The organism is Caballeronia sp. dw_19 (genome assembly GCF_018449515.1).
In the GTDB taxonomy this organism is placed as follows: Bacteria; Pseudomonadota; Gammaproteobacteria; order Burkholderiales; family Burkholderiaceae; genus Caballeronia.
This window is the reverse complement of record NZ_JAAVUQ010000004.1, coordinates 98,276-109,373: the sequence shown is the minus strand read 5'-3', so window position 1 is coordinate 109,373 and position 11,098 is coordinate 98,276. Positions and strand designations below refer to the sequence as shown.

Sequence of the window (11,098 nt, the reverse complement as noted above, 5' to 3'; positions counted from 1 at the left end):
TCATGGATCTGACCGGCTACGCCAGCTACCACTCGGCCAGTCTCGACGCGCGCACCGCGAGTGCGTCGCCGGTGCAACTGGTCATCGTATTGATGGACGGATTGCTGGACGAAATGGCCCGCGCGCGTTCTCACATGGAGAACAGGCGATACGAAGCAAAAGGCAAGAGCATAAACAAATGTATAGGTATCCTGACCGGTCTTAAAAGCGCGCTCGATTCCGAATCCGGCGGCGACGTCGTGACGAATCTCGCGCAGCTCTACGACTACTGCGCGTGGCGTCTGAATGAGGCCGGCTGCACACTGGAGCCGGCGATGATCGATGAGGTCGTGGGTCTGGTGACCACCTTGCACGATGCCTGGCGGGGCGTCGAACAGCGCCACGGATAAAACACATGGACCGGACTGAACATCTGCTGGAACTCGCCGTACGTTTGAGAGAGGCGTCGCTGGAGCGCGACTGGACTGTGCTGACGACGCTCAATAGTGAACTCCGTGAGGTGGTGAGCGACTTGTCCGCAAAGCGGACCTTGAGCGAAACGGAGCGCGATGCACTCGCGCTCGTGAAGCCTACCCACCGCGCGGCGATGGCGGTTCTGAACGCCGAGCTGGAGCGGCTCGCAAGGCAGATGACCGGTCTCAGCGAACACCGCACCGGATGGGACGCCTACATGCGGGACAGCGACGACGGGAGCACGCCCTTATGAGCATGCCTGACGTAATGAGCGCACTGATCGCGCGGACGGGGTTCCATCCCGGCAGTGCGCGTCCGGTCACTGGCTACCCGGCACGCGGCGCAACCGGGCTGGGCAATGGCACAGACCCGCAGGACGTCCTGTTCACGATGGACGGTAACGACCTTGGCGACGCGCCGGACGGAACCGGCGCGCTGTTTGCTGACATCGGCGCGATCGTTTCGGATGCGTCGCATGCGTCGGTGCACCTGATTGCGCAACCGTTGTTGCTGCTACCAGTGGTGCCCGCTGAGGCCTCTGCGACCGAGCCTGATATCGGCATGCCGCTTGTGAATGGGGCGGACCAAGTGATGCCCGCATCCCTCGTCCTGGACACGCCGGCCATGTCTCGGACAGTAGCCCCGCAGCCGCAGGCCGAACCCATGCGTACGCCGTTCGCGACGGCCCTGACGCTGCGCATGGCATCTGCCGACAAGGCAATCGAGGCGCCTGAGATGGCGGGTCAGGATGCAGCCGTCAGCGCTGCAGTGATCCAGCAAGCGGCGCGCGGGGCATCGGGCGCCACGGCGTTGCAGGAGCCGCGCCCAATGTCGGCCACTCGGGCACTGCAGCAACCGGCGGGGGGCGAGCTTGCGCTAGCGGCGATGTCGTCATCACCCACGCCATTCGAAAGCGACGCGCCGCTGAAGCCGTTGCAACCCGCTTCTGTCGAGCCGCAGCAGAAGCTCGTGGCGCTGCTGGGCGAGCGCATCAGCCTGCATGCGGAGCAAGGCGTGCAGCGCGCGGTGATCCGGCTCGACCCATTGATGTCCGGCAACGTGCGGATTGAACTGCGCCATGAGGCGGGAGCCATCCAGATTTACCTGTCGGCCACGAACAGCGATGTCGTGCGGCAGTTACAGGCCATCACCGATGGTCTGCGCCAGGATCTGACCAATCGCCAGTTCACCGACGTGGTGGTGCATGTCTCGGCCACGCGCGCGGGCGAACACGGCGGCGAAGGGCGTCAACAGCGTGACGGCCAGGACCCGCACGCGCAGCGAGAACACCGACCCGGACGCGGCCTGGCCCAGGGGGACCTCACCGACACGGCATTCGAACTTGCCGCTCATCATGCGACGCAACTGGGCCATTGATCTCTCCATGAAGAAACGATACCTCTTGTTAGTGGCGGCGTCAGTGCTGACCCTGTCTGCCGCCGGTGGCCTGATGCTGGCCCGCTCCCATGGCGTCTGGCCGTTCGCCGGCGAAACGCGCGAGAGCGAAAAAGAGAAGCGGCCGAACGCGGCTGATTATCGCTACGTGACGCTCGACAAGCTCATCGTCATGTTGCGCAACCCGGTGGGGGCAACGCGTTCGCGCTATCTGTCGATGGATCTGGTGTTCAGCGTGACGAGCTCCAGCAGCCAGAAGGAGATCCACGAGCAATTGCCGATGCTGCGCAGTGTGGCCTATCGGGCGCTGTCCAAATACACGGTGGAGGATGCCCGCCGCCTGACGGTCGATGATTACGCCGCCGTGCTGATGAGCGCCTATGCGACAGCTTATGGCTCGCCCGCGAACATACCGTTCTCCGACGTGCTGATCGGCAAGTTGATGCTCGAGTGACTGTCATGAACGTTCAGAACCGCACCGAATACGCCAGTGTGCAGCGGACTGCTCATGCCTCCGACGGCGCAGCCGAACAGCGCTGGATGTTCCAGTACGTGCCGCTCGTCAAACGCGTGGTGCGCAACCTGAGTTCGCACGCGGGCGGCGCGATCGATCGCGAAGATCTGGAGCAGATTGGCCTGATTGGTTTGCTCGAGGCGCTGCGCCGATACGGCGAGCCCGATGACGAGTTCCGCCATTTCGCTCAGGTAAGAGTACGTGGCGCGATTCTCGACGAACTGCGGCGCCAGGATTGGCGGCCACGCGGCGCGCGTCAAGGGGCGCATAGGTTGCGTGCCGCGGAACGGGCGTTGCGCCGCGAGCTGGGGCGCGAGCCGACCCGGGCGGAAGTCTGCGCCGCGCTGGACATCGGAGAGCAGGAGTACGAACGACATGTGCAGGATGATGGCGCAGAAGCCTTCGCGAGCTTCGATGCGATGTTCGCGGAGATGGGCGAACGGCTCGACGAACAGCCGGGCCCGGAGGTGCAGGCTCTCAACCGCTGGAGCCTCACGCAGGCGCTGCTCGCACTGGACGCGCGCGAGCAACAAGTGATTCAGCTCTACTACGAATTCGATCTGGGTCACGCCGAGATCGCGGCAACGCTGGGTCTGACGGCCGCAAGGGTGTGTCAGATAAATAAGAGTGCGCTCAACAAGATGAAAGCGCATATGAATCAGGACTGACGCGTCTCGCGCAAAGGAAAACGACTGTGCAACAGATATTTGGCATTTTCGTGGTGCTGGCTTGCGTGCTAGGCGGCTTCATGTTCATGGGCGGGGATTTCTCCATGTTGTGGCAACCGACCGAGCTGGTGATCATCGTCGGTGCGGCAGTCGGTGCAATGGTGGTCGGCAACCCCCGCCACGTGCTGGTGGAACTGGGCAGCCAGATCCGGAAGGTGATGACGTCCGGGAAGGCGAAAACCCACAAGGAATTCCAGCGGCAACTGCTGCTGCTGATGTATGAATTGCTGCAGGTCGGCCGCGATCTGAAGGCGCTCGACGTGCACGTCGAAGCACCGCACGAAAGCGAGCTGTTTCAGCGCTACCCGCTGGTCGTCGCGTCTCCGAGGCTGCTGGCGTTCATCGTGGACAACTTTCGGCTGATGGCGATGGGCAGGATCAGCGCGCACGAACTCGAAGGCGTGCTGGAGCAGGAACTCGAATCCATCCACGACGATCTCGAACAGCCCTCGAAGTCGCTGCGCAAGATTTCCGACGCGATGCCTGGGTTCGGCATCGTGGTGGCTGTGCTTGGCGTCGTGATCGCGATGAGCATTGTGTCCGACGGCGCGACGGCCGGCGAGATCGCCGAGCGGGTCGCGGCGGCCATGGTGGGTACCTTCCTCGGCATATTCTTTTGTTACGGCGTGCTCGATCCGCTGAGTAACGTGATCAAGCAGGTCGTCAAGACCGAGATATCCGAACTGGAATGCGTGAAGGTCGTGCTGGTTTCATTTGCAGGCGGCAAGCCGCCGCTGCTGGCAATCGACAGCGGCCGGCGGCTCGTGCAACTGGTCAGCAAGCCGAGCTTCGCCCAGCTCGAATCCTGGATCAACGAGCTCGACGGAGCGCGCCCGTGAGCAGCGTCCCGGATCGGCCGGATCGGCCGGTGCTGGCGAGGCCGGCGCGGCACAAGGAAGAAACGATCGTCAAGCGGGTCTCGCAGCGCCAGCATGACGATGACCATGGCGGCACATGGAAGGTTGCGTTTGCCGACTTCTGTCTGGCGTTGATGTGCCTTTTTCTCGTGCTATGGGTACTCTCCACGAAGGAGCACGAGACCGCTAAAGGAAAAAGCGCCAGCTCGCGCGGCAGCGTCCTGGATTCGGGTTCAGGCAGCGTGGCTGACGGCAATGGCAGTCCGCAGGCGCCGATGAGCGTGTTCGAGCCGCATCAGCTCGCCGCGCAGGAGGAAGTGATCACCGACGATGAACCAGATGCCGTGGCGAGCGAGAGCGGCACGCAAGAGGCTGAACCAACGCCGCGTGGTGATAGCGAGGCGGAACTGCGTGCCGTCGCCGAGCGGCTGGAGAGGCTGGGTATCGAGGCGAATCTGCTGGGTAACCTGCGGATGGTGATGACGCCGGCGGGCTTGCGCGTGATGCTGCACGACACCGATAGCCAGGGACTCTTCGTACTGGGCAGCGCCGTACCCGACAGGAAATTCGATGCATTGCTGCAGCGGATCGGCGCGCTGCTGGCGAGGGTCGGCAACCCGGTTCTCATCGTGGGTCATACGGACGCCGTGCCGTATCGCGAACAGGGTTACGGGGCGCGCTCGAACTGGCATCTGTCGAGTGAGCGGGCCATGGCCGCGCGCGGCAGCCTGTTGCAAGGCGGTCTGGCCGCCGGCAACGTGCTACAGGTGGTCGGCATGGCCGAGCGCGCACCATTGAACCCGGACGATCCGCGCGGGGCCGTCAATCGCCGGATCGAACTGCTGGTTTTGACGGCGCGGCGCGCGCGCATGATCGAGCAGATGTTCGGCATGCCGCAAGCGGTCGTGCCGCTGATCGACGGTGTGGATGCGGTCTGGTCCGAGCAGACGCCGGAGAACGACGCGCTGCCGGAGAACGACGCGCTGCGCGATCGGATGACACATGAAATTTCGTCAGGGGCGTTTAACTGAATGGCCTCGACGGCCGTCTTGTGGAATTGCCCAAGAGTATTTGTCCATTTTTATGCCGTCTGCAAGCGGAACATCTGACTATGCGAATTACAAACGGCGCGGGCTTACCCGCCATCAACGAAGCACCCGGCGCGCAGATCGCCGAAGGGCCGGCCATAGTGCCGCGCTCCGCATCCGCCGTTCGACCTGCCGGCGATGCCGCGACGCTCAGGCTGAGTCATGCCGAGATGCAGAAGCTGCCCGACGTGGATAGCGAGCGGGTGGCCGACATCAAAGCGGCGTTGCTCGATGGAACGATCGTCTTCGATGCCAGCAGTCTCGCAGCACGAATCGCGCGGTATCACGGAGGTCCGCAATGAGCGTTTCGGCGGCGCTCACGCAGCTTCTTGACGACTTCAACGCGGACCTGCATACCTACCGGCGGCTCGCGCAGATGTTCGACGTCCAGTTCGCAGCGGCCTTGCGTCTCGACGCCGATGCATTGAAGCGGACGGCCGAACAGATCGCGCATGAGGTTGGATTGCTGGACGCGCGCCGGCGCGCTCGCAGCGGCGCCGGCCAGAAACCGCTCAGCATTGCTTACCAACAGACTGGACGGACTCCGGTCACCACAGCCGCTACCGCGCAGCGTGCAACGCTCGATGTATGCCGGGAGGAATGGAAGGCAGCGGTCAAGCACTGCAAGGCACAGGCGGTTCGCAACGGCAATCTGCTGGCGTCCCAATTCGAAATGATGCAAAGACTGCTGCACGGCGAGAAACATACCTATGTTCCCGGCTGAATTCACGGGAAGCCGGTTCGGCGCCGGCTTTGACGACGTAGCGCTGCCGCTTCCACAACCAGCGGCCGGCGGTGGTTTCGCGTCCGCCATCGGCGCGGCGCGGGCGGACATCGTCAATACCATCGAACAGGGATTTGGCTCGACGAGGTCAGCGTCGCAATCGGGCTGGGCCGCAGCGCAACTGACGCAGCATCTTGCGGCGTTCAGCGACGCGCAAGTGATGGCGCGCACCAGCCCCGTGGCCGCCTCCTCGACGGCAACGCTTGATACAACCCGCCAGGCCTTTGTCGATGAGATCGCGCCTTGGGCGGAGCAGGCCGCCAAGGCGCTCGGCACCTCACCGAACGTGATCGCCGCACACGCCGCGCTCGAATCCGGCTGGGGCCAACGGCCGCTCAAGACGCCAGAGGGGACTACGACGCACAATCTGTTCGGCATCAAGGCGGGCGCGGGCTGGAAAGGCGCGACCGTCGATGCATCGACGACGGAATATCTGAACGGAGCCGATATGAAAATCACCGACCGCTTCCGTTCGTATCAGGATTACGGCAGCGCGTTTCGCGACTACACGCGGCTATTGCAGGACAACCCGCGCTACGAGGCCGCATTGAACGCCGGCGACGACGCGGGTGCGTTCGGCCGCGCGCTGTCTCGCGGCGGTTATGCGACGGACGCTGCCTACGCCGAAAAGCTCGCGGGTGTGGCGAACCAGATTCAGTCGATGAACCGTACACGGCCGCAACGAACGGCGCTCGACACGACGGGTGTCGTCTCGGGTAGCGGCGCGCTCCGTTGAGTGTGCGTCGATTGACAGCAAGCGGCTCGGACCTGAGGCTGCGCCCCGTAAAAGCACCTGACGCTTTTGGGCGGTCCGTAGCAACAATATCTGGCGTCGAGCGGGGGACTCAATCAGCGTTGCCCCAGGCAGCGGGCCAGCCCTGCCGGCGCTATTTACTCTTCGGCCGCGCTTGAAGCAGAGGCAACCGGCGTCACGGTGCTCGCGTCGGTCACGCGTGCGGAAATGATCTTGCCCGTCGCGACGTTGCGCACCTGGATCACGTCGTTTTCTCCGCCGTTCTGCATCGCTACGCCGGCAGCGGTGACTTCGATCCGCTGGCTGCGCGCGACGATTCGCACCGGTTGACCTCGCTTGAGCGTTTGCGCGCCGCGCAGGAAGCGTGACTGCACGACCTGTCCGGCGCGCAGCGGGCGACGGCTTGCGCGGCCCGCGATGTCATCGGCATTGTGGATAGCGTCCGGGGTCGCGGCAATGTCGCGCTCCGCCAGCAGCACATCCGCTCTGTCGATCACTTTACCCGCTGGTATCGGAGCGCTTGCGACCAACACCTTGGCTTGCACCTCGGCGCGTACGACGAACAGCGCGGCACGCGCACTGCCGGGACAACGGGCGGCAAAGCGCATTCGTTTTAACCGCGTGGTGTCTGCGGGCGTGATGTCGAATGGTTCTGTACAAACGGGCACGGGCCCTCGGCCCGGCAGGACCGTGACGTCGATGCGAGCGTCCCGCAGTTGCTGCTTTTGCACGAAACCATCAAGCCATGCGCGTGACGCCTGTGTCACCTGTTGCTCCAGGGACGGAGCGGCATGAGCCGACCCGCAAGCGATGATGGCGAGCAGCAATTTGAAGCCGCCAGGAACACGGTAGAGAGACATTGATGTCGGCATCGCAGCGAGTTGGAGTGGATCGCATTATAGGAATGCGCAGCGCCAAACGATAGAGGCGCGTTGCGGAATGCTGGATGTATTTTTTGCCCATTTAGGATCCTTTAAGATTTGTGGCGATCCGAAAACAGGCCCGTTACGCTCGCACCTGTTTTGTCTATAGGCTGCCGCCGTGCCGCACCGCGTCACCACGGCCTCATGGAAAAGGAACCGCACGATGGGACTGAATCTGGAACAGGCGTTGGGCGTTCATCCGGCCGCGCTGAAACTACGGGCGGAGCGCACCGGCATTCTCGCAGCGAATCTCGCCAACGAAAGCACTCCGCGCTATCAGGCCCGCGACATCGATTTTCGCGCGGCGCTGCAGCGAGAGCTCGATACGCCGGGTGATGCCGCTCCGCCGCGCTTTGCGGACAGCGACTCGTTGTATAGGATCCCCAGCCGTCCGTCACAAGATGGCAACACAGTTGAACTGGGCATCGAACAGGCTGCGTTCTCGCAGAACACGGTCGACTTCCAGACGAGCCTCACCTTCCTGAACATCAAGTTCAAGGGCCTCGCCGCCGCGATCAACGGAAATAGCTGACCACCATGAGCTTCAAGGACATTTCACAGATCGCCGGTTCGGCGATGGCCGCACAAACGGTGCGGCTGAACACAGTGGCAAGCAACCTTGCGAATGCGGGCAGCGCAGGCAGTGAAGAGACCGCCTACCGCGCGCGCAAACCGGTCTTTGCGTCGATTCTGGGAGAGGGCGGCGCGCGTGTCCAGGTGCTCGATGTAGTGACCATGAACGATCCGCTGGACAAGCGTTATGAACCCGGCAATCCAATGGCCGATGAACAGGGCATGGTGTTCTATTCGAATGTCAGCCCGGTTGAGGAGATGACCGACATGATGGCCGCGTCGCGGGCGTTCTCGACGAACGCTGAAGTGCTCGCCCGTGTGAAGGGCATGCAGCAGGATCTGCTGAAACTGGGTGAGGGCTGATTATGCAGAGCTATATGGACACCGGTCTTGCACGCAACAACGCACAAGGTGCCGGTGGTTCGCCGCCGGCTGCCAATGCGCCCGCGGACCAGGCTGCAAAACAGGCTTCAGGCGAGTCAGGTTCACTGTCGAACATGTTCACCACACTGCTGGTCGCGCAGATCCAGAACCAGGACCCGCTTGCACCCATGGAAGCAAGCCAGTTCGTCACCCAGTTCGCGCAAATGAGCCAGGTTGAAGCGATGCAGACGCTGGCAAGTTTTTCCGCCGCCAACGCAGCGTCGCAGGAAGGCATGCTGGTGGTAACGCTGGGCTCGCAGGTGGGCTCGACCGTGATGGTCGCGAGCGATTCGATCGAGATGGCCGACACGCCTGTCAAAGGCGGCTTCATGCTCGGTCATGCTGCCGCCGATGCCCAACTCGTGTTGACCGGCCCCGACGGTGCAGAACATCAGATCCCCCTCGGCGCTCAGGCCGCGGGCGAAGTCGGCTTCGAGATCGATCCGGAAAAACTGGGCCTGCCTCCAGGCCACTACACGATGCGCGTGGTGACGGACACGAACGAGAAGCCTCGCATTGAAGTCATGGGCACGCTGCAGAGCGTTCGCCTTGGCGAGGACGGCATCGTCATGTTGAATGTGGCTGGTATCGGCGAGACCGGGACCGGCACTATCACGCGCTTTCTCGGGCGCGCGGAAAGTAACGCCGGGTCGGCAATTTCTCGAAAGGAGCAACAGGCATGAGCTTCAATATCGCACTCTCGGGCATCAACGCCGTCAACAAGCAGTTGAACTCGATCAGCAACAACATCGCGAATACAGCCACATACGGTTACAAGTCGAGCCGGGCCAATTTCACCGCTGCGTACATAGGTACCCAGGCGGGCGGCGTGCAGGTCGGTTCGGTGTCGCAGTCAATGGATCACGGGGGCAACATGCTCCGCACCGAACGCGGCATGGATGCCGCGATCCAGGGCCGCGGCTTCTTCGTGAGTCGCGACATAGATGGCTCGACGCTGTTTTCCCGGGTCGGCATTTTCGACACGGATAAGGAGGGTTTCGTCATCGACACGCTTGGCCGCAAGGTCCAGGGCTTTCCGGCTAATGGGAACGCAATAGCGGGCGACCTGATTGTGCCGACCAGTGCAATCGGGGCCAAGGCGAGCGATTCGCTGCGGTATGCGGGCAACCTGTCGGCCGACTGGAACGAGCCCTCGGTGACGCCGTTCGACAAGGACAAGCCCCTGTCGTACAACGGCTTGTCGGTCTCGACTGCCTACGATTCGCTTGGACGCAAGCACACTCTGACGCAGTACTACATAAAAGGCCCGGGCAACGAGGTGAGCGTGCAATATACGATGGACGGCAACGAGGTCGGCGCAGCGACGACGCTGAGCTTCGATGCCGACGGCAAGTTGACCGCGCCGGCCGACAACGTCCCGCTCGATCTCGGCACGCCCGGCGGAGCCTCGCCCATGAAGCTCTCGCTCAACTACACCGACACCACGATGTTCGCCGGCGAAATGACCACCACCAGGAACACGTCCACCGGCTATGCCGCGGGCAACGTGACGGGTCTGTCGCTTGACGAGAACGGCTCGATCATCGTGCAATACAGCAACGGTGAGAAGGCGAGCGCAGGCAAGCTCGCGATAGCGACGTTTCCTAATGAGAGCGGCCTGGTCGCCGTATCAGGATCAGCCTGGCAAGCCTCTCCCGCAACGGGCGATCCGCTCTATTTCACCGCTGGCAGCAGCATGGCCGGCAAGCTCGCAGTAGGCGCGCTCGAACAGTCGAACGTGGATATGACGTCGGAGCTCGTGAACCTGATGGCTGCGCAGCAGAACTATCAGGCGAACTCGAAGGTGATCACCGCCGAAAACGAAATGATGCGCACGCTGATGCAGGCGTTGTAAGCACCATGGACGCTTTCATCTATACGGCAATGAGCGGCGCGGACCGCGCGCTGCGCGGATTGCAGGTGCGTGCGAACAACCTTGCCAACACGAACACCGGCGGCTTTCGCGCGGACGTGGCGACATCGGAGAGCATGGCGGTGGATGGTTACGGCTACGATTCGCGCCACCTTGCGACGCTGGGCAGCGGCGGGCTCGACAGTACGCCCGGCAAGCTGACCGAGACGGGCCGGCCACTCGATGTCGCCATCCAGGGCGCGGGCTACTTCGCGGTCGAGAGCGGCGACGGGCCGGCGTACACCCGCGCAGGCAGCTTTACGGTGACCGGCGACGGCGCGTTGATGCTGGGCGCGCGCGCGGTGCTGGGCGAAGGCGGTCCGATCATGCTGCCGCCAAACCATGGCGTCACGGTTGGCCAGGACGGCACGATCTCGATCGTGCCCGAAGGGAGTAACGAGACGCAGACGGTTGACCGGCTGATGCTCGTCAACCCCGACCCTACGGATCTCATCAAGAACGAAGCAGGCCTGATCGTGTCGCGCTCGGGAACGAGTTTCGAGCAGGACGACAGCGTCCTGGTGCTGGGCGCGCATCTGGAAAGCAGCAACGTGTCTGCGGTCGAAGAAATGATGCAGACGATGTCGCTGACCCGATCGTTTGAAATTCAGATGCGGCTCTTCAAGGTCGCCGACGAGATGGCGGACGCCGGCAATCGTCTCATTCGCTCATAACCCTCTCGCAGGACAGCAAA

The 11,098-nt window shown here is 63.0% G+C and carries 16 protein-coding genes; 15 read left to right on the top strand and 1 reads right to left on the bottom strand.

Annotated elements, in window-relative coordinates:
- Positions 1-2 precede the first annotated feature (2 nt).
- From fliS to HB376_RS07230, 10 genes are all read left to right on the top strand, one after another.
- Positions 3-389, top strand: a complete 387-nt coding sequence (gene fliS, locus HB376_RS07275; RefSeq protein WP_213762756.1) for a flagellar export chaperone FliS — start codon at positions 3-5, stop codon at positions 387-389.
- A gap of 5 nt (positions 390-394) precedes the next feature.
- Entirely contained in the window at positions 395-706 is a 312-nt protein-coding gene (locus HB376_RS07270) for a hypothetical protein (RefSeq protein WP_213762755.1), read from the top strand.
- A complete protein-coding gene (locus HB376_RS07265; RefSeq protein ID WP_213762754.1) occupies positions 703-1,830 on the top strand; it encodes a flagellar hook-length control protein FliK in 1,128 nt (375 codons plus the stop codon). The genes HB376_RS07270 and HB376_RS07265 overlap by 4 nt, the downstream gene beginning before the upstream one ends.
- Positions 1,808-2,302 carry a flagellar basal body-associated FliL family protein gene (locus HB376_RS07260; RefSeq protein ID WP_213762753.1) on the top strand — a complete coding sequence of 165 codons (495 nt, stop codon included), beginning with the start codon at positions 1,808-1,810 and terminating at the stop codon, positions 2,300-2,302. Before HB376_RS07265 ends, HB376_RS07260 begins: the two co-directional genes overlap by 23 nt.
- 5 nt (positions 2,303-2,307) lie before the next feature.
- Positions 2,308-3,030, top strand: coding sequence for a FliA/WhiG family RNA polymerase sigma factor (locus HB376_RS07255; RefSeq protein WP_213762752.1), 723 nt, complete (start codon positions 2,308-2,310; stop codon positions 3,028-3,030).
- A 26-nt stretch (positions 3,031-3,056) separates the two neighbouring features.
- A complete protein-coding gene (gene motA, locus HB376_RS07250) occupies positions 3,057-3,929 on the top strand; it encodes a flagellar motor stator protein MotA (RefSeq protein ID WP_213762751.1) in 873 nt (290 codons plus the stop codon).
- On the top strand, positions 3,926-4,978 hold the full coding sequence (locus HB376_RS07245; protein ID WP_213762750.1) for a flagellar motor protein MotB: 1,053 nt from the start codon (positions 3,926-3,928) through the stop codon (positions 4,976-4,978). The genes motA and HB376_RS07245 overlap by 4 nt, the downstream gene beginning before the upstream one ends.
- An 80-nt stretch (positions 4,979-5,058) precedes the next feature.
- A complete protein-coding gene (gene flgM / locus HB376_RS07240) occupies positions 5,059-5,337 on the top strand; it encodes a flagellar biosynthesis anti-sigma factor FlgM (protein ID WP_213762749.1) in 279 nt (92 codons plus the stop codon).
- Positions 5,334-5,759 (top strand): flagellar export chaperone FlgN, encoded by a 426-nt coding sequence (locus HB376_RS07235; RefSeq protein ID WP_213762748.1) that lies wholly within the window; start codon positions 5,334-5,336, stop codon positions 5,757-5,759. The genes flgM and HB376_RS07235 overlap by 4 nt, the downstream gene beginning before the upstream one ends.
- Entirely contained in the window at positions 5,746-6,555 is an 810-nt protein-coding gene (locus tag HB376_RS07230) for a glucosaminidase domain-containing protein (RefSeq protein ID WP_213762747.1), read from the top strand. Before HB376_RS07235 ends, HB376_RS07230 begins: the two co-directional genes overlap by 14 nt.
- 155 nt (positions 6,556-6,710) lie before the next feature.
- Here the strand turns inward: HB376_RS07230 and flgA are convergent, their stop codons facing one another.
- Complete coding sequence (gene flgA / locus HB376_RS07225; RefSeq protein ID WP_213762746.1) at positions 6,711-7,433, bottom strand: flagellar basal body P-ring formation chaperone FlgA; 723 nt, start codon at positions 7,431-7,433, stop codon at positions 6,711-6,713.
- Between the two features lie 226 nt (positions 7,434-7,659).
- Between flgA and flgB the strand changes: the two genes are divergently transcribed.
- The 5 genes from flgB to flgF are packed head-to-tail and all read left to right on the top strand — an operon-like array spanning position 7,660 to position 11,078.
- Complete coding sequence (gene flgB, locus HB376_RS07220; RefSeq protein WP_213762745.1) at positions 7,660-8,028, top strand: flagellar basal body rod protein FlgB; 369 nt, start codon at positions 7,660-7,662, stop codon at positions 8,026-8,028.
- Positions 8,029-8,033: 5 nt separating this feature from the next.
- Positions 8,034-8,432, top strand: coding sequence for a flagellar basal body rod protein FlgC (flgC, locus tag HB376_RS07215; RefSeq protein ID WP_213762744.1), 399 nt, complete (start codon positions 8,034-8,036; stop codon positions 8,430-8,432).
- Positions 8,433-8,446: 14 nt separating this feature from the next.
- Positions 8,447-9,175, top strand: coding sequence for a flagellar hook capping FlgD N-terminal domain-containing protein (locus HB376_RS07210; protein ID WP_213762743.1), 729 nt, complete (start codon positions 8,447-8,449; stop codon positions 9,173-9,175).
- Complete coding sequence (locus tag HB376_RS07205) at positions 9,172-10,347, top strand: flagellar hook-basal body complex protein (RefSeq protein ID WP_213762742.1); 1,176 nt, start codon at positions 9,172-9,174, stop codon at positions 10,345-10,347. Before HB376_RS07210 ends, HB376_RS07205 begins: the two co-directional genes overlap by 4 nt.
- A 5-nt stretch (positions 10,348-10,352) precedes the next feature.
- A complete protein-coding gene (gene flgF, locus HB376_RS07200) occupies positions 10,353-11,078 on the top strand; it encodes a flagellar basal body rod protein FlgF (protein WP_213762741.1) in 726 nt (241 codons plus the stop codon).
- The last annotated feature ends 20 nt before the right edge of the window (positions 11,079-11,098 follow it).

Coding starts and splice junctions, on each gene's coding strand:
- fliS (WP_213762756.1), top strand. CDS start 3: ATGGATCTGACCGGCTACGCCAGCTACCACTCGGCCAGTCTCGACGCG.
- HB376_RS07270 (WP_213762755.1), top strand. CDS start 395: ATGGACCGGACTGAACATCTGCTGGAACTCGCCGTACGTTTGAGAGAG.
- HB376_RS07265 (WP_213762754.1), top strand. CDS start 703: ATGAGCATGCCTGACGTAATGAGCGCACTGATCGCGCGGACGGGGTTC.
- HB376_RS07260 (WP_213762753.1), top strand. CDS start 1,808: ATGCGACGCAACTGGGCCATTGATCTCTCCATGAAGAAACGATACCTC.
- HB376_RS07255 (WP_213762752.1), top strand. CDS start 2,308: ATGAACGTTCAGAACCGCACCGAATACGCCAGTGTGCAGCGGACTGCT.
- flgM (WP_213762749.1), top strand. CDS start 5,059: ATGCGAATTACAAACGGCGCGGGCTTACCCGCCATCAACGAAGCACCC.
- HB376_RS07235 (WP_213762748.1), top strand. CDS start 5,334: ATGAGCGTTTCGGCGGCGCTCACGCAGCTTCTTGACGACTTCAACGCG.
- HB376_RS07230 (WP_213762747.1), top strand. CDS start 5,746: ATGTTCCCGGCTGAATTCACGGGAAGCCGGTTCGGCGCCGGCTTTGAC.
- flgA (WP_213762746.1), bottom strand. CDS start 7,433: ATGTCTCTCTACCGTGTTCCTGGCGGCTTCAAATTGCTGCTCGCCATC.
- flgB (WP_213762745.1), top strand. CDS start 7,660: ATGGGACTGAATCTGGAACAGGCGTTGGGCGTTCATCCGGCCGCGCTG.
- flgC (WP_213762744.1), top strand. CDS start 8,034: ATGAGCTTCAAGGACATTTCACAGATCGCCGGTTCGGCGATGGCCGCA.
- HB376_RS07210 (WP_213762743.1), top strand. CDS start 8,447: ATGGACACCGGTCTTGCACGCAACAACGCACAAGGTGCCGGTGGTTCG.
- HB376_RS07205 (WP_213762742.1), top strand. CDS start 9,172: ATGAGCTTCAATATCGCACTCTCGGGCATCAACGCCGTCAACAAGCAG.
- flgF (WP_213762741.1), top strand. CDS start 10,353: ATGGACGCTTTCATCTATACGGCAATGAGCGGCGCGGACCGCGCGCTG.